Below are 17,306 nucleotides of genomic sequence, written 5' to 3' on the forward strand. Positions count from 1 at the left end.
GAAAACTGACCCAATGAGAAAAGAATCTTTCGATTTTCTAGAGAAATACCTGAACAACTCCTCTCCTACCGGCTTCGAGTCTGAAGGCCAGAAACTGTGGCTGGAGTACATCAAGCCATACATAGAAGATTACTTTGTAGACACTTATGGCACTGTAGTGGGTGTAATCAACCCCGAGGCAGAGTACAAAGTAGTCATTGAGGCACATGCTGATGAGATCTCCTGGTTTGTGAACTACATCACACCAGAGGGCTACATCTACCTGAAGCGTAACGGTGGCTCCGACGCTCTGATCGCTCCATCCAAACGAGTGAACATCTATACCACCAAAGGCATTGTAAAAGCTGTTTTCGGATGGCCGGCCATTCACGTGCGTAAGGTGGAAAATGACAAAGCGCCTACCATTGAAACGGTATTCCTGGACTGTGGCGCCAGCAACCGTGAAGAGGTAGAAAAAATGGGTATACACGTGGGTTGCGTAGCGACCTTTGAAGATGAGTTTACCGTAATGAACGACAAGTTCTATGTAGGCCGTGCCTTGGATAACCGCGTAGGTGGCTTCATGATTGCGGAAGTGGCCCGTATGATCCACGAGCGCAAGCACAAGCTGCCATTTGGCCTATACATTGTGAACGCTGTGCAGGAAGAGATTGGTCTTCGTGGCGCTGAGATGATCGCGCACCGCATCAAGCCAGACGTGGCCATTATCACCGACGTAACGCACGATACACAGTCACCGATGTATGACAAAAAGAACAGCGGCGATATCCACTGTGGTAAAGGTCCTGTGATTGCCTATGGCCCTGCCGTACAGAACAATGTGCGCGATCTGATCATCAGTACCGCACAGGAAAAAGAGATACCTTTCCAGCGTTCTGCCGTTTCACGTGCAACCGGAACCGACACGGATGCGTTTGCATACTCTAACGCCGGTGTTGCTTCAGCCTTGATCTCCTTGCCGCTGAAATATATGCACACTACCGTAGAGACCGTCCACAAAGACGATGTGGAAAACGTAACGAAACTGATATACGAGACATTGCTAAAAATCGAGGACAAGCAGGATTTCCGATACCTGAAGTAAGAAATCGCTTTTAGCCCTAGAGAACCACACAGCGCCTGACTGGCTTGTGTGGTTTTTTTACGCCCGCTTTTACGTATATTGAACTGTATTTTAACTCGACCTGCTATGAATCGCTACATATTTTGGATCCTGATGGTCCTGCCTTGGATAGCTATCACCCTTCACATCAAAATGAGTGTAGAGGCTGAGATCACTACAAGCATCTTTGTAAGTTTATTTCTCTACTTATGCACTATTCTTGAGTTTCGCAGAAGAACCGTCGGGTTAACTATAAAAGAAGTACTCAAGGCGCAGGTATTCTTCTGGGGTTTTAAAGAACGTCAAAGACTCTACTTCTCTAAGCCCTAGATATTCCTGATAAATCTTTCATCATTACGCATACTTCATCGCTTGACTTACATCGATCAAATGGGCCGTACCGTTACGCTGCAGCACCGCCCGCAGCGCATTGTATCGCTTGTGCCCTCTCAAACTGAGTTGCTTTTTGACTTAGGACTGGAAGAACGCCTTGTGGGTGTCACCAAGTTTTGCATTCACCCTAAAGAGAAGGTGAAACAAAAAGCCATCATCGGCGGCACCAAGAATTTTAAACTAGATGTGATTGATGAACTACAGCCCGATTTGATCATTGGGAACAAAGAGGAGAACTATGAAGAAGGTATAGCTGCTTTGCAGGAGAAATATCCTGTCTGGATGAGTGATATCTATACCTTGGAAGACGCCCTGCAGATGATCAGTCAGGTTGGTCAGCTAACAGGCACAGAGACGAAAGCACAGGAACTCATAACAGGTATAGCCAATGGCTTTGAAAAGGTGCAGCCTATGCAATCCTCTATACCTACTGCTTACTTCATCTGGCGCAAACCTTACATGGCTGTGGGCAGTGATAACTTCATTGACCATATGCTGCTGCGCTGTGGCTTTCGGAATGTATTTGCGGACCTGTCACGCTATCCGGAAATTCAGTCTGAGCAACTACAAGCTGCTAACCCGCAGTTGATCCTGCTGTCCTCAGAGCCCTACCCTTTTCAGGAAAAACATTTCGGGGAATTTCAGAAAATATGCCCCGAGGCAATTGTAAAAGTGGTGGACGGGGAGATGTTTAGCTGGTATGGCAGCCGCTTGCTAAAGGCACCGGAGTATTTGCAAGGTATAATCAAAGAACTAGCACAAAGGTGAAAGCTTTAGAGATCATGATGAAAGCGATATCAGGTATAGGAGAAGTCTTTAATTACGAAACCGAATTCAATCTGAAGCATTGATTCAGAAAGCAGTTGTTGCAAAATTTACAATAACTGCTCCCGACAGTAAAGTTCATCAGGCTTACTAATTCCCTACTTGTGCCAACAACCTATCCGCTCTTTCGGCTATACCTCTGAAAAAAGCTGCGTCTTCCTCCACCTGCGTGGGTGATTTACCAACTACTTCACGTTTGTTCAGCGGGTCAGTTAGATTTGCAAATTTGATAATCTTCATCGCCCTTGATGGCTGTATTGTTCCCTCTTCAACTGCCTGTTCCAGTTTCTCCATCAGTTCCAGACGAAAATCTTTCTTTTCAATCGACTCTTCATCAAGCATGCGTAGCACTGCAGCGACTGATTCGTCTTCGAAAACAGAGTCGATCGCAAGGCTAATTAGCTTTTCAATGGACGGAGCAGGCAGTCGCATTAAGGTGAGATAGCCACCACCCTGCGTTGCTGCCATTGCGTAATATTTCAACCAAAAGGAATTGGTCAGCGGGTCTTTGTAAACAGCGGCATATCCGCCTTCAGCTGTTTCCATCAGTTCAAACTGCGGAAGTAACACCTCAATCAGGCTGGCATCACCATACAAATAGCGCTTTCCCATGGATCACTTATTATTCATTATTCTCCATTCATCTTTACCTCAAATCCCATCTTTTCCAGATCCTCCCAAAACCGTGGGTATGACTTACGTACCACATGTGGCTCCTGTATCTGAATAGGCTGCAACAGGGCGATCGGTGCAAAGGCCATGGCCATACGATGATCTTCGTAGGTTCTGAAATTCAACTCCCGGTTAATCATCAGGGTTGGTTTCATTTGGAAAATGCCGGGGGTCCTCTCCTCTAAAGAAGCACCCATACTTAAGACTTCAATCTGAAGCGCCTGAATGCGGTCAGTTTCTTTTATGCGCAAGCTCTCTACACCGTTCATTTCCAGTGTGGCACCAGTGGCGGCACAAAGGGCCACGATAGTTTGAGCCAGATCCGGACAGTTGCTAAAGTCATAAGACAGGCGTTTTTCAGAGTGCTTCTTGGTAAGCCGTATACCTTCCTGCTTGTATTCAGTGAAAACACCTAACCTTCGCATGATCTCTACAATGGCACTGTCGCCTTGGTGAGAATCTTCGCGCAGTCCAAGCAAGGTAATGTCAGCTTCCCTGGCCAAAGCTACCATGCTATACCAGTAGCTGGCGGCCGACCAGTCCGATTCCACTGCAAAAGTAGCGGGCTGATACGGTTGGTGCGGCACCCTGATCGTGTTCCCTTCAAAGCTCGCCTCCACACCAAAGTGCTTCATTAAGGCCAAAGTCATTTCGATGTAAGGCCGCGAGCTGATCTTACCTTCCAGCTCTAGCTCCAACCCTTCCGGAAGCAAAGGTGCTACCATGATCAAAGCTGAAATATACTGGCTGCTGATATCGCTGCGCACTTTCAGGTGTTTCTTGCCGTTGCCTTCGAAACCACTGATCTTAAGTGGTGGATAACCCTCCTCCCCCAGGTATGCTATACCTGCACCCAGTTCCTGCAGCGCTTCCACCAACACCTTGATGGGGCGCTGGCACATACGTTCGGTTCCGGTGAGCGTTTTTTGCTGCCCTGTCACGGCATAATAGGCAGTCAAAAAGCGCATAACGGTACCCGCGTCTTCGGCATCGATAGTCTCAGCATCGCTTTTCAGAAGTCTTTGCAGGAGTTGGGTATCATTGGCTTCGGAGAGGTTCTGCAATTCGGATTCTCCACCGGCCAGGGCTGCGATAATCAGTGCACGGTTGGCTTCGCTCTTGGAGGCAGGCAACTGTACACGGCCTTTTAAAACACCCGATGGGTGAGAAATAGTAACGGTTTTGGTCATAGTAGCTGGTAGTAGCGCAAAGAATCCTGTATTTCGGATAGAGTAACAGGCTGGTCCCATACAGCCTTGCCTATACCTTGCAACAGGGTACAATTGATAGTGGAACGGGTATTTTTCTTGTCTTGCAAGGCCAGTTTGGCCATGCCCTGGATATCTTCTTCAGTCAGCTTCACCTTCTCATAGATCGACACCAGAAAAGTCTCGATCTGGTCCAGCTCTCGCTTACTAAGCATTTCTTTCTTCATGGACAGGTAGGCCTCGCATAACATCCCCACCGCAATGGCCTCTCCGTGCAACAGTTCACGACCGGGCTTCTCCATCAGGTAGCTTTCTACGGCGTGACCCACCGTATGGCCGAAATTGAGCACCTTGCGATAGCCGCCTTCCAATGGATCGGCCTCCACCACGGCTGACTTTATACCTACCGAATGACGAATCAAAGCATCCCAGTCTTCGGTGAAAAGCCCTACATGGCGCTGTTCTTCAAAGGCAGCTGCATCGGCGATTAGCCAATGCTTGATGATCTCAGCATAGCCTGACTTGAGTTGGCGCTGCGGAAGTGTGTTTAGAAAAGAGGGATCAATGATCACGGCTTTCGGCTCTTTGTATACCCCGATGTGGTTTTTGAGTCCGTGGAAGTCTATACCTGTTTTGCCGCCCACGCTGGCATCTACCTGAGCAAGCAAGGTAGTAGGCACCTGCACAAAGTACATCCCACGCTTGAACGTGGCCGCACAGAAGCCACCCATATCACCGATCACACCGCCACCCAGGTTCACGAGCACTGACCAGCGATCCAGATTAAGCTCAGTCATGCGTTGCCAGATGTGCTCGCAGGTTTGCAGGGTCTTATTTTCTTCCCCGCTCTGTATCTGGATGATGTCGTGCTCAGGCAAATAAGGCTTTACCTGCGGATAGCAGTGATGCAAGGTGTTTTCGTCCACCAGTACGGCTACTTTTGAGAAGGCAAGGTTTTGCAGCACCTCTTTCAGTTGCGGCAGTACATCCCGCCCAATGTATATGCTTTCAGTCACGCTACTTTATTTTGATAGGTATAGGTTCAGGAAAAACGTCGGACTGCTGACCGATGTTCAGGTATACGCTTACGAAGCCTGTTCCGGCTTGACCTCAGGTGTTTCTTCCTGATTACCGGTCTGCATAATGATCGTCTGTTTCCGGATAGACTCCACATGTATCAGCTTGTAGAGCTCTTCCACAAAGACCGGGTTTATACCTGCTTCGGAGGCCCAGTCAGCACGGGTTTGGAAAATTTCTTTCCAGCGTTCGAGCTGCAGTACCTGCACGTTGTTCTGTTTTTTGTACTCTCCTATTTGCTCTACCAAGGCCATACGTTGCGCCAAAGCACCAATCAGGTCATGGTCGGCGGCATCGATCTTCAGGCGCAGCTCCTCGGCGCGGTTGACCAGTTCGGCATCGTCGTAATTGGTCTTGCGCACCTGCAACTTGCCCAGAATATCAGCCAGAGACGCTGGCGTCACTTGCTGTTCCGCGTCGCTCAGTGCTTCGGCAGGGTTCGGGTGTGTTTCAATCATGACACCGTCATAGCCTAAGTCAAGCGCCCGTTGCGAAATGGGGTGTATCAGCTCCCGCGTACCACCAATGTGACTTGGGTCCACGATTACAGGCAAATTTTGAAAACGTGCCTTTAGCTCGATCGGGATCTGCCAAACGGGGGCATTGCGGTATTTGGAAGGCTGGTAAGAAGAGAAACCACGGTGAATAGCTGCCAAATCAGTAATTCCTGCCTGGTAAATGCGTTCAATTGCTCCAATCCACAGTGCCAGATCCGGGTTCACGGGATTTTTTACCATCACAGGCACTCGCACACCGCTCAATGCATCGGCTATTTCCTGCACGGCAAATGGGTTTACGGTAGTTCTGGCACCGATCCACAGCACATCTATACCTTGCTTCAGAGCTTCTTCCACATGTCTGCCGGTGGCTACCTCGGTCGTTACGCGCATACCGAGTTCGCGCTTCACGCGGCCCAACCATTCCAGTCCCTGCAGGCCTATACCCTCAAATGTGTTGGGGCGGGAACGCGGCTTCCAGATACCGGCCCTGAACAGGTGCACATTCAGCTTTTTCAGAGCCTCCGCCGTCTGCATCACCTGCTGTTCGCTCTCAGCGCTGCAAGGCCCGGCAATGACCAGTGGTCTACCCCGTTCCGCTAGCAAATCTGAGAAATAAGTGTCTTTATTCTTAAAGTTCATTCGTGTCAATTGTCCATACAAAGGTACGACAATTACAACAGTTATGCAGCGGATCTAGTTTAAGGGAATGTTGCACTGAAAAACAGTACAAAAATATACCTTAAGTACCAGGTGTCCATAGTGTATAACTTTAACGCATACACTATCTTTGCGCCGATTAACACGCTATTACATGAACCCGGTTACCAACGTTTCTTTTGACGATACAGCTGTCGCTTTTTCATCCAAGTCAGACGCTGAGCTTTATAAAATGTATCTGCTGTTCAAGTCCATGAACAGCAACAAATTTGTTAAACTGGGTGGCAATCTGCTGAACACGGCTATTAAGCTGCACCTGCCAGTTAAGTTTATCATCAAGCCGACTATTTTTAACCACTTCTGCGGTGGCGAAACGATTGAGGAATCGGAGCGCGCCGTCCAGGAACTGGCCAAGTACAATATCGGCACTATCCTGGACTACTCTGTAGAGGGTGAGGGTGTGGACAGAAGTTTTGATGAAACCCGTGATGAGATTCTGCACACCGTAGAAAAAGCACGTGGCAACAGGAACATCCCATTCACGGTGTTTAAGGTAACGGGCCTAATGCGAACAGATCTGCTGGAGAAAGTGCAGGCAGGCGAAAAGATGACAGCTGATGAGCAAGCCGCTTTTGAGCGCGGCCGTCAGCGTGTGAATGACATCTGCAAGCGTTGCTACGAAGCGGATGTGCGCGTGTTTGTGGATGCTGAGGAAAGCTGGTTCCAGGAAACGATCGACAACCTGGCCTATGAAATGATGGAGCTTTACAATAAGAAGAAGGCCATCGTTTACAATACGTACCAACTTTACCGTCACGACCGACTGGATGCTCTGGTGCGCGATTACGAAAACGCCCTAGCTAAAGACTATATACTGGGTGCAAAGCCTGTGCGTGGTGCCTATATGGAAAAAGAACGCAAGCGTGCCGAAGAGCAAGGCTACCCGAGCCCGATCAATCCAACCAAAGAGGCTTCCGACAAATTATACAACGACGGACTCCGCTTCTGCATCGACCACATTGACCGCATTTCGTTCTGCGCTGGTACCCATAATGAGGACAGCTGCTACCTGCTGATGGAACTGATGGAGGAGAAAGGTATAGCAACTGATGACGAACGTGTGTTCTTTGCCCAGCTTTTCGGCATGAGCGATAACCTGTCTTACAACCTGGCCTACGCCGGATACAATGTAGCGAAGTATGTACCGTACGGACCAGTAGAGTCGGTGATGCCTTACCTGCTGCGTCGCGCTAACGAAAATACAGCCATTGCCGGTCAGAGCAGCCGTGAGTTCGGGCTGATCAGCAAAGAGATGGAGCGCCGCAAAAAGGTGAAGCGTTTCTAGAAAAGATCTGGCGCTCTGCTTATAATGGTAGGCTAGTCACAAAAAATCTGTAGCTATACCTAAGTTGATGATGAACTAATCTGCCATAAAAATAAGAAGGCCCTGCATTGCTGCAGGGCCTTCTTATGTGTTTAGAACTATAAGGTATACTCTGTAGTTCTGCTATTAATTACTGTACAGTTACAGTAGTGTCAGCTTCAACTTCAACAGTAGTGTCAGCTTCAACTTCTTCAGTAACAACTTCTTCAGTCTCAACAACCTCAGTTTCTACAGCTTCAGTTTCAGTTGCAGTTTCTTCAGTGTTGCAAGCTGTGAAAGCTACCAGGGCGAATGCTACGAAAGCGAATTTGAACAAATTTTTCATTTTGTGTTTGTGATTAAGTGTTTTGGTTTCGAATTTGAACTTCATACCGGAAACCCGGATAGGTAACCCGGTATTTTTTATTTTTTTAAATTATTTTTTTGTTGGGTTACAAAAAGCGGCCTGGCGTATTAAAAATAGAACGGCATGAGGAAGAGTTTGTATGAGACGGATGAGGCGATCATGGAAGGGATTCGAAATGACGATGACCGCGCACTCGCACATCTGTATAAGCTGCACTTCCCAATGATATCTCATTTCATCATCAATAACAGTGGAACTGATGATGAAGCAAAAGACATTTATCAGGAAGGCGTGATTGTCTTCTACGAGAAGATCAAAGGAAACAGCCTGGAACTGAGCTGCCAGATCAAGACCTACCTCTACTCAGTATGTCGCAGGCTTTGGCTCAAGCGACTGGCCGAGAAAGGACGCTACGCCAACCGCATCGAGGATTCAGAAAACTTCCTGAACCTGGAGGAGGATGTGCCGCAGCACGAGGAGAATGAAAGACAGTTTGGTATAATGGCAGAGGCCCTGGAGCAACTCGGAGAGCCCTGCCGTACCCTGCTCGAAGACTTTTATATTCGGGCACAAGGTATGCAGGACATTGTGGAGAAATTTGGCTACACAAACACGGATACAGCCAAAAACCAGAAGTATAAGTGCCTGCAACGCCTCAAGAAGCTATTTTTCACCTCTTATAAACCAGAGGTATAGAATAGCCAAAATGAATTTTAGCACCTTATAGGAAGGTATTTTTATATAACCATGTTTGACTACCGCATATACGAGCAAATAGAGCGCTACTTGGCCGGCACCATGCCAGCTGAGGAGAGAGCCGCCTTTGAAGCGCTGCTGCTCACTGACCTGCGGCTTGCCGACCAGGTACAGGAGCACAGACAGGTACTGCAGTCGATGCAGCATTATGGACAGCGCCAGCAACTCCGTCATAAGCTTAATAATATCCACCAGGAGATGGAAACCGGTTCAGGGACGCTCACCAGTGAGCTAAATGCCTGGAGGGTCTTCTTTAAGAAGCATGCCCAGACGATGGCTGTCGCTGCCAGTGTTTCCCTGCTGTCAGTATTTGGCACATTGTGGAGTGTACAGCAAATCAAAACGCCTGTACAACAGCAAACCGCCCGCTACATCGAGCTGCGTCGTGAAGTCGAAAAAATCAAAAAAGAACAGCGTGCCATTATCAATGGTATTGCCAGTGCGGATGTTACCGTACCTGCCCCACGTTCTGCCCGCTTTAGCGGTACAGGCTTTGTCATCAGCCCGGATGGGTACATCGTTACCAGTTCGCACGTTATCCAGGGGGCTGACTCTATCCTGATCGAAAACAAGGCAGGTCTTAAGTATAAGGTGACCGAGGTGCACCGCAATACGGATTATGACTTGTCGATCCTGAAAGTAGAAGATCCTGCTTTTGCTGGCTTCAGCAAATTGCCTTATACTTTCAAAACTGCTTCATCTGATTTGGGAGAGCGCGTGTATACCCTTGGCTTCCCACGTGAAGACATTGTATTCGGGGAAGGCTCACTGAGTTCTGCTTCCGGCTTTGAAGGCGACACTACTTCTTACCAGATCTCTATACCGCTCAACCCTGGTAATAGCGGCGGCCCACTGCTCGATGAGAAAGGCAATGTGATTGGGGTAATTAATGGCAAACAGGCTGGTCAGGAGGGCGCTGCTTTTGCAGTGAAGTCATCATACCTGCTGCAGATGGTGAGTGAAATGAAAGAGAAAGAAGCCGGACTTGCCGTGACACTACCACAGCAGAACAACCTGAGCGGCACTTCCCGCACACAACAACTTAAGAAACTTCAGGACTATATTTTTGTCGTAAAAGTCTATAATTAAGGCAGCGCATTATTGTTATATTACAATATGATAAAGGACTATCTGTAACTCAAACACAGATAGTCCTTTTTTTTTATAACTTTTTTAAAAAGATACAGTTAAATAAACAATGTATATTCTGACGAAGGATGTACAATTTATTTAATCTTGAACTATAAAGTAACAACTATGAAAATGCGAATGCTAAAACCTCTTGCTGCTGTATTTGCCGCAGGCCTTTTATACAGCTGCGCTAGTAGCAACGACACAATGGATACTACTGCCATGGACGAAACAACAACCATGAGCGAAACAACCACTATGGCCGGTAACGATGCCACTATGGATACTGAAGTTAGCACTGATGCTACCACTGGTACTACTAATATGGAAGCTTCTGCTACAATGGATGCTACCGCCGAGACTAGCTCTATGGCTATTCTTGACGCAGCCAGAACCAAAAGCGATATCTCTACTTTCATGGAACTGGTACAAGCTGCCAACATCTCCAGAGCGTTTGAACAAGACGGTGAGTTCACCATCTTTGCTCCAAACAACGAAGCTTTCAATCAACTACCTGCCGGTCAGTTGGAATACTTAAAGAAGCCTGAAAACAGAAACGAACTGATCCAGGTGCTTCAGGCCCACATTATTGCAGGTAAGGTAACGACTGCTCAGCTTGAATCAAATCAGCGTATTCAGGTAGGTCAGGACGACTATATTGAGGTTGGTACTCTAGGATCTAATCCTAACGCCTTCACCATTGGCGGTGCCAACATCGTAGAGTCTGACATTGAAGCCAACAACGGTGTAATCCACGTGGTAGACCGTGTGCTTGTAACTGCTGACCGTGTATCTGAAGAGTAATTGATATAAATTCAAACTATATAAAAAGCCTTCCGCAGAGGAAGGCTTTTTTGTTTATCAGCCTAGTACGGGCGCTAATTTAATAGCATATATATACGACGGAAAGCCGCTTTTTGCAACCATAGAGTTGGTCAGCCGTTACTATAAACTGGTCTGCAAAAAGACCGAACATTCTTTATCAAACTAATACAAACTAAAAAAATAAGCTATGGACAGACATGACAATGCGAACATGATGACAGCCATGTTCCGAGACCGTGACAGCGCAGAGCGCGCCTATGAAGAACTTCGTGCACGTGGATACGACAAAGATGATATTAACGTGGTGCTGTCGGACGAGGGCCGCAAGCGTCACTTTGGTGATGAAGTAGACAGTGACGGTGATACTGAACTAGGAAATAAATCACTGGAAGGTGCCGGAGCTGGCTCCGCTATCGGTGGTACGCTGGGTGCTATTGTGGGTGCCGTGGCAGCCATTGGTACTTCAGTGGCTATACCTGGTCTGGGTCTGGTTGTGGCAGGTCCGCTAGCGGCTGGTCTGGCTGGTGCCGGTGCCGGTGGTCTGACAGGCGGCCTGATTGGTGCGCTGGTAGGTGCCGGTATACCTGAAGAACGCGCCAAGGTATATGAAGAAGGCGTAAAAGAAGGTAATATCGTGCTGGGCTTTAAGCCGCATTCAGCAGAAGACGCCCGCTACTTTGAGGATCATTTCCAGAAGAATCGCGGAGAGCATATTTATTACTAAGGCTTAATGCCTTAAGGAAATCAAAGGCTTGGCTTTTCCCTTGTGGAGAAGTCGAGCTTTTGCTTTTTATACCTACCAAAGCAAGTGCCCGTCACCCTGCACAAACTGCCAGCCAGAGAATAAACTGAACATATACTTACCGTTTTTCCGTATGCCCTTAAAACATATAGAAATTACAAAAAGGAAAATAAGACTATGAAAAACCTATGGATGGCAGCCACCTTTACACTGGGCGCGCTTGCCTTTGCATCCTGTAGTTCTGATACACAGGAAACTGACACCACCACTAATGTAGACACTGAGCTGAATACAACCGCCGCTACTGACTCTACGCTTAACGAGAACAAGCGCGAGTTTATGGGCAAGGCACACAGTATCAGCACACAGCAGGTAGAGCTGGGCAAACTGGCCTCTGAAAAAGGTGTGACTGCGCAGGTACGCGACTATGGTCAGCAGATGGTAGATCTGTATTCTAAAAAGCTCGACGAGCTACAGGAGATGTCAGGACAGTATAGTGTGACGTTGCCACAGCAGATGGAAGAAGACCATGCCGGACGTGTGCAGGAACTCCGTGACAAAAACACAGACGAGTTTGACCGTGCTTATTGGGACACCGTAGTAGATGCCCATAAAGATGCACTCAGTGAGTTTGAAGATAACGTAAAGGATATAGAGGAGACTGATAATACGACCTTTAATCTATGGGCGCGCAATACAACGAAGGAGATTCGGGCTCAGATGGAAAACGCCATGCGTTCGAGACAGGATTACAAGAACTAATGATCTAACAAAACAGGCGATGCTGGTAGCATCGCCTGTTTTGTTAGACTCCCTGCTTTAGCAAGCCTTCCAGTACTGTCCAGGTATGGCGGGCCAGTATTTTTTGCCCTTCCGCGTTGGGGTGCACACCATCCGGCAGGTTAAGATGACGCATGCCCGCCACTCCTTCCAGCAAAAATGGTACAAACGTCACGTTATTTTTGATAGCCAGTTCTCTGAAAATCTTCCTGAACTCCGCCGCATAACGCCCTGGTACAATGTCAGGAAACTCCATACCTGACAGGATAATCTTTGCTTCAGGATGTTTGTGTTTGACCTTGTCAATGATCTGCTGCAGGTTCTGAGACGTTTCGCGGGCAGGTATGCCACGCAATCCGTCATTGGCCCCAAGTGCCAGCACAAAGATATCAATCGGAGCAGAAAGCCAACGATCCACTCGGTACAGACCGCTCGCCGTGGTATCGCCGCTTATACCTGCATTGATCACCGTATGATTCTCATATCCTTCTTCTTTCAGCTTTTGCTGTATCAGCGACGGGTAGGCCTGAGCCGTGGGCAACCCATACCCTGCCGTTAAGCTATCCCCGAAAAAAAGAATTGTTTTCATAGTCAATTGGCCCTGGCTATACCTATTCACATACCTGCTTTGGTCAATGTCATAGTTGTACGAAGGCAGTGCCTGCACCACGCACATGACACAAATAGTTGGCTTCGATCTTCAGGTATAAGCATGCTTCGGAAACGAAAAAATATGGATAACAGTTATATAAAGAAGTGAGGCTTTGCGTAAAACAACCAGGCGAGCAGCCTGTTTACTGTTTAGCAGACGCGCTGCTTTGCGATAAAGCTATATTTATACTACATTAGGACTCGCCTTAAAAGAAATGCACGTGGCCTCATCTACGGCACTACTTTTGCGTAGAGAATATGTGGTCCAACAAACTAAATTAGATGCTATCCTTGACAACCAGATTAAAAATATTTCTTTCTGTACTGGTCGTGATCTTACTCACGGGCTCTTTCATCCTGTACAGCAAAAACAGTAACCCTGCCGGAAAAAACGAGATACTGATCAAAGCCCTGATGCAGGGCTTGAGCACGATGCACTATAAACCGGAGAAGGTAGACGATAACTTTTCTAAAAAGGCCTTTAAGCTATACCTGGACCGGCTCGACTTTAATAAGAAGTTTCTGCTTGAGTCTGACGTAGCCATGCTGCGCCAGTACGAAACGCAATTGGATGACCAACTGCGCGCCGGTTCATTTGAGTTCTTTGACCTTTCGGCTGACCTGATTGAAAAGCGCACAAAGGAGTCTGAGGCTTTTTATAAGGAGATCCTGGCCAAGCCTTTCGACTTCTCTAAGGAAGAAAACATTGAGCTCGACGGTAAGAAGCTGAAATATGCTAAAGATAAGAACGAGCTGAAAGAAGCCTGGAGAAAGCAGCTGAAGTACCAGACACTGGTACGTCTGGCTGAAATGCAGAAGCAGCAGGAAAAAGCTACGGCTAGCGCAGACAGCAAGGAAACCCGTAAAACTACGGAGCAGCTGGAAGCTGAAGCACGCGAGAAAGTAATGACGGCCTATAACGAGCTTTATAAGCGTTTGGCACAAGTTACGCGCGACGATCGCCGTTCTACCTATATCAATGCGGTGGCCAATGTATACGATCCGCACACAGGCTATTTCCCTCCTAAAGCGAAGAAAGACTTTGATATTGAGTTCACTGGCCGACTGGAAGGTATAGGTGCCTCTTTACAAGAGAAAGACGGCCAGATCAAAGTTTTGGAAATTGTTCCTGGTAGCCCTTCATATATGCAAGGCGATCTGAAACCTGGCGATGCAATACAGAAAGTAGCGCAAGGTAATGGCGATCCGGTATTGGTAGAAGGTATGCGCCTCGATGACGCCATCCAGTTAATCCGTGGTAAGAAAGGCACTGAAGTTCGCCTGACAGTGCGCAAGCCAGACGGTAGCACACGCATCATTCCGATTGTGAGGGATGTGATCGTGTTTGAAGAGACTTATGCGCAGAGTGCCATGATCGATGACAAGCAGAAAATCGGTTACATTAAACTGCCTGGTTTCTATGCTGACTTTGAGCGCAACGGCGGTCGTAACAGTGGTGCCGACGTGAAAGCCGAAATCGAGAAATTGAAAGCGGCGGGTATGCAGGGCCTTGTGCTTGACCTGCGTAACAACGGTGGTGGCTCTTTAGCTGATGCTGTTGAGATGGCTGGCTTGTTCATTGAGCAGGGCCCGATCGTGCAGGTTCGTACATCCTCTGGCAAAACTGTCGTGTTGGATGACCGTGACCCGGAAGTGCAGTATACCGGTCCGCTTGTAATCATGGTGAACTCTAACAGTGCCTCGGCTTCTGAAATTCTGGCAGCAGCTATGCAGGACTATAAGCGTGCTGTGATTGTAGGTACGCCAACGTTCGGTAAAGGCACTGTGCAGCAATTCGTTGAAATTGACGAAGCCCTGCCATCGCAGTTTGACCCGTACAAGCCTTTTGGTGCGCTGAAGCTGACAATCCAGAAGTTCTACCGCATCAACGGTGGTACTACACAATTACGTGGTGTAACCCCTGACATTATTCTGCCTGACGCTTACAGCTTCCTGGAGTTTGGTGAGAAAGAGCAGGATTTTGCTCTACCGTTTGACGAAATTTCTCCAGCTCGTTACAAGCCTTGGACACGTACTAAGCTGAACATTCCGGCTATACAGGCGAACAGCAAGAGCCGTGTTGCAGGAAACGAGAGTTTCAAAGTAATTCAGCAAAGTGGCGAAAGACTGAAAAAGCAGTCTGATATCACAACCCGTTCACTGAGCATGAAGAAGTACATGGAAGAAGAGAGAAAGAGCGAAGCTGCTAACAAACAGTTAGAAGAAGCTCAGAAAAATGTTCCGGTGCTGAACGTGTCACGTTTGAAGACTGATCTGCAGACCATCTCTGGCGATACGGCCAAAATGGCCCGCAACAAAGACTTCCTGAAGTCACTGCAGAAGGACGTGTATGTAGAAGAATCAGTAGCGATCATCAAGAACGATTTGAAGTAATCGCCTTCAATTGGCAATAAAAAAAAGCCGGCTATGCAGATAGCCGGCTTTTTTTTATTTTGCACCTTCGCCTCACCTATACCTGAATTCATGAAACACACCAACCTGCTCCAAGGCTTCCGATCGAAGCGCTATACCCTTACTTGCTTTACGGCAGTGCTCCTCTCCTTCTCGGGTTGTGCGCCCCGTACTCAAACGCAGCCTGAGGCCGCTAAGCGAGGCGTAGTTGCTGACAAAGCCATGGTGGTTTCCGCTCATCCGGATGCATCTAACATCGGTCTGGAGATATTGCGCAAAGGCGGCAATGCCTATGACGCGGCCATTGCCACACAGTTTGCCCTGGCGGTATGTTATCCGGTAGCTGGTAACATTGGTGGCGGTGGCTTTTTGGTTTACCGGCATCACACAGGCGAAACCGGCGCACTTGACTTCAGAGAGAAAGCTCCCGCAGCCGCTCACCGCGACATGTACCTCGATTCACTGGGCAATGTAATACCTGACCTGAGCCTCTTGGGTCATCTGGCAGCTGGTGTGCCCGGCTCTGTTGACGGTATGATCAAGCTGCACGAAAAGCTTGGCTCCATGCCTTTTGCTGAATTGGTGCAGCCTTCCATTGACCTGGCTCGCCGTGGGGTCGTGCTCACTGAACGTGAGGCCCGCATGCTGAACAATGCCCGGGAGCGGATGATCAGGTATAACAAGCATACCCCCTACCTCACCCGTGCACAGGCCTGGCAGCCTGGTGACACGCTCTATCACCTCGACCTGGCCCGTACCCTGGAGCGTATCCGGGATAAAGGCCGTGAGGGCTTCTATGCTGGTGAAACAGCCAACCTGATCGTTAAAGAGATGCAGCGCGGCGGCGGATTGGTTTCGTATCAGGACCTGCGTGATTATAATGCCGTGTGGCGCACTCCGATCACGGGACAGTACAAAGACTACAAAGTTATTTCCATGTCACCACCATCGAGCGGAGGCATTGCATTGATGCAGTTGCTGACCATGGTGGAGCCTTATGACCTGAAAAACTACGGCTGGCAGCAGCCACAGACCATACAAGTAATGACCGAGGCGAAGCGCCGGGTATACGCTGACCGTGCTACCTACCTTGGCGATCCGGATTTTTATAAAGTGCCCAGCAGTGGCCTGTTGGACCGCAGCTACCTGCAGGAGCGCATGCAGAACGTGAGTATGGAGCGTGCCACGCCTTCGTCAGAAGTGAAAGCTGGCGAGTTGCCTGTATATGAATCTGACCAAACCACCCACTTCAGCATCGTAGACCAATTTGGTAACGCCGCATCCATTACCACAACCATCAACGGGGGTTATGGCTCTATGGTAGTGGTGGAAGGTGCCGGTTTCCTGCTCAACAACGAAATGGACGACTTCAGCGCCAAGCCCGGTGTACCTAATATGTTTGGCCTGATCGGTGGCGAGGCGAACTCTGTACAACCCGGCAAACGCATGCTTAGCGCCATGACACCTACTATACTGGAAAAAGACGGCAAACTATTCATGGTCGTGGGTACACCAGGTGGTTCTACCATCATCACTTCTGTTTTCCAGACGATCCTGAATGTGGTGGAACATGGCATGACCATGCAGGAAGCTGTAGCTGCACCCCGTTTTCACCATCAGTGGCTGCCTGACGAAATACAACACGAGCCGAATGCCATCTCACCTGAGGTAAGGGCTGTACTGGAGAGTAAGGGTTATAAGCTGAAGCAAAGAAATACATATGGCGCTGTGGAAGGTATACTGGTACTACCCAACGGCAAACTGGAAGGCGGAGCCGATCCCCGTGGTGACGATACCGCCGTTGGTTTTTAACAAGTATGGCCAGTTGTCTTTTGAGTAAAATAA

16 protein-coding genes are annotated in these 17,306 nt (G+C 48.3%); 10 read left to right on the forward strand and 6 right to left on the reverse strand.

Features of this window, described 5'->3' with window-relative positions; translation table 11 throughout:
* The first annotated feature begins 13 nt into the window (after positions 1-13).
* Together AC5FX6_RS11565 and AC5FX6_RS11570 are read left to right on the forward strand one after the other, a co-directional pair.
* Entirely contained in the window at positions 14-1,084 is a 1,071-nt protein-coding gene (locus AC5FX6_RS11565) for a M42 family metallopeptidase (RefSeq protein ID WP_493597211.1), read from the forward strand.
* 408 nt (positions 1,085-1,492) lie between these two features.
* Positions 1,493-2,263: an ABC transporter substrate-binding protein gene (locus AC5FX6_RS11570; protein ID WP_493597536.1), complete on the forward strand. Its 771-nt coding sequence runs from the start codon at positions 1,493-1,495 to the stop codon at positions 2,261-2,263.
* A gap of 147 nt (positions 2,264-2,410) precedes the next feature.
* Here the strand turns inward: AC5FX6_RS11570 and AC5FX6_RS11575 are convergent, their stop codons facing one another.
* From AC5FX6_RS11575 to AC5FX6_RS11590, 4 genes are all read right to left on the reverse strand, one after another.
* Positions 2,411-2,932, reverse strand: a complete 522-nt coding sequence (locus AC5FX6_RS11575; protein ID WP_493597212.1) for a hypothetical protein — start codon at positions 2,930-2,932, stop codon at positions 2,411-2,413.
* 17 nt (positions 2,933-2,949) lie between these two features.
* Positions 2,950-4,182 carry a 3-phosphoshikimate 1-carboxyvinyltransferase gene (locus AC5FX6_RS11580; RefSeq protein WP_493597213.1) on the reverse strand — a complete coding sequence of 411 codons (1,233 nt, stop codon included), beginning with the start codon at positions 4,180-4,182 and terminating at the stop codon, positions 2,950-2,952.
* Positions 4,179-5,216: a 3-dehydroquinate synthase gene (aroB, locus tag AC5FX6_RS11585; RefSeq protein ID WP_493597214.1), complete on the reverse strand. Its 1,038-nt coding sequence runs from the start codon at positions 5,214-5,216 to the stop codon at positions 4,179-4,181. The genes AC5FX6_RS11580 and aroB overlap by 4 nt, the downstream gene beginning before the upstream one ends.
* Positions 5,217-5,285: 69 nt before the next feature.
* The gene (locus AC5FX6_RS11590) at positions 5,286-6,416 is read right to left on the reverse strand and encodes a chorismate mutase (protein WP_493597215.1); all 1,131 of its coding nucleotides are present in this window, start codon (positions 6,414-6,416) and stop codon (positions 5,286-5,288) included.
* Positions 6,417-6,588: 172 nt separating this feature from the next.
* Here AC5FX6_RS11590 and AC5FX6_RS11595 point away from each other — a divergent pair, with 172 nt between their 5' ends.
* Positions 6,589-7,779 (forward strand): proline dehydrogenase family protein, encoded by a 1,191-nt coding sequence (locus AC5FX6_RS11595; RefSeq protein WP_493597537.1) that lies wholly within the window; start codon positions 6,589-6,591, stop codon positions 7,777-7,779.
* Between the two features lie 169 nt (positions 7,780-7,948).
* On the opposite strand, the gene AC5FX6_RS11600 is transcribed toward AC5FX6_RS11595, so the two are convergent.
* Positions 7,949-8,188 carry a hypothetical protein gene (locus tag AC5FX6_RS11600; RefSeq protein WP_051017693.1) on the reverse strand — a complete coding sequence of 80 codons (240 nt, stop codon included), beginning with the start codon at positions 8,186-8,188 and terminating at the stop codon, positions 7,949-7,951.
* A 99-nt stretch (positions 8,189-8,287) separates the two neighbouring features.
* Between AC5FX6_RS11600 and AC5FX6_RS11605 the strand changes: the two genes are divergently transcribed.
* From AC5FX6_RS11605 to AC5FX6_RS11625, 5 genes are all read left to right on the forward strand, one after another.
* Positions 8,288-8,860 (forward strand): RNA polymerase sigma factor, encoded by a 573-nt coding sequence (locus tag AC5FX6_RS11605; protein WP_493597216.1) that lies wholly within the window; start codon positions 8,288-8,290, stop codon positions 8,858-8,860.
* 51 nt (positions 8,861-8,911) lie between these two features.
* On the forward strand, positions 8,912-10,009 hold the full coding sequence (locus tag AC5FX6_RS11610; RefSeq protein WP_493597217.1) for a trypsin-like peptidase domain-containing protein: 1,098 nt from the start codon (positions 8,912-8,914) through the stop codon (positions 10,007-10,009).
* A gap of 249 nt (positions 10,010-10,258) precedes the next feature.
* Positions 10,259-10,855: a fasciclin domain-containing protein gene (locus AC5FX6_RS11615; RefSeq protein WP_493597218.1), complete on the forward strand. Its 597-nt coding sequence runs from the start codon at positions 10,259-10,261 to the stop codon at positions 10,853-10,855.
* 208 nt (positions 10,856-11,063) lie between these two features.
* Complete coding sequence (locus AC5FX6_RS11620) at positions 11,064-11,600, forward strand: hypothetical protein (protein ID WP_493597219.1); 537 nt, start codon at positions 11,064-11,066, stop codon at positions 11,598-11,600.
* A 195-nt stretch (positions 11,601-11,795) separates the two neighbouring features.
* The gene (locus tag AC5FX6_RS11625; RefSeq protein WP_493597220.1) at positions 11,796-12,380 is read left to right on the forward strand and encodes a DUF4142 domain-containing protein; all 585 of its coding nucleotides are present in this window, start codon (positions 11,796-11,798) and stop codon (positions 12,378-12,380) included.
* A gap of 43 nt (positions 12,381-12,423) precedes the next feature.
* Here the strand turns inward: AC5FX6_RS11625 and AC5FX6_RS11630 are convergent, their stop codons facing one another.
* Entirely contained in the window at positions 12,424-12,987 is a 564-nt protein-coding gene (locus AC5FX6_RS11630; protein WP_493597221.1) for an arylesterase, read from the reverse strand.
* Between the two features lie 344 nt (positions 12,988-13,331).
* Between AC5FX6_RS11630 and AC5FX6_RS11635 the strand changes: the two genes are divergently transcribed.
* Both AC5FX6_RS11635 and ggt read left to right on the forward strand, forming a co-directional pair.
* Positions 13,332-15,443 carry a carboxy terminal-processing peptidase gene (locus AC5FX6_RS11635; protein WP_493597222.1) on the forward strand — a complete coding sequence of 704 codons (2,112 nt, stop codon included), beginning with the start codon at positions 13,332-13,334 and terminating at the stop codon, positions 15,441-15,443.
* A 90-nt stretch (positions 15,444-15,533) separates the two neighbouring features.
* Positions 15,534-17,273, forward strand: a complete 1,740-nt coding sequence (ggt, locus tag AC5FX6_RS11640) for a gamma-glutamyltransferase (RefSeq protein WP_493597223.1) — start codon at positions 15,534-15,536, stop codon at positions 17,271-17,273.
* Positions 17,274-17,306 lie beyond the last annotated feature (33 nt).

This window comes from Pontibacter sp. LHS2, assembly GCF_058932845.1.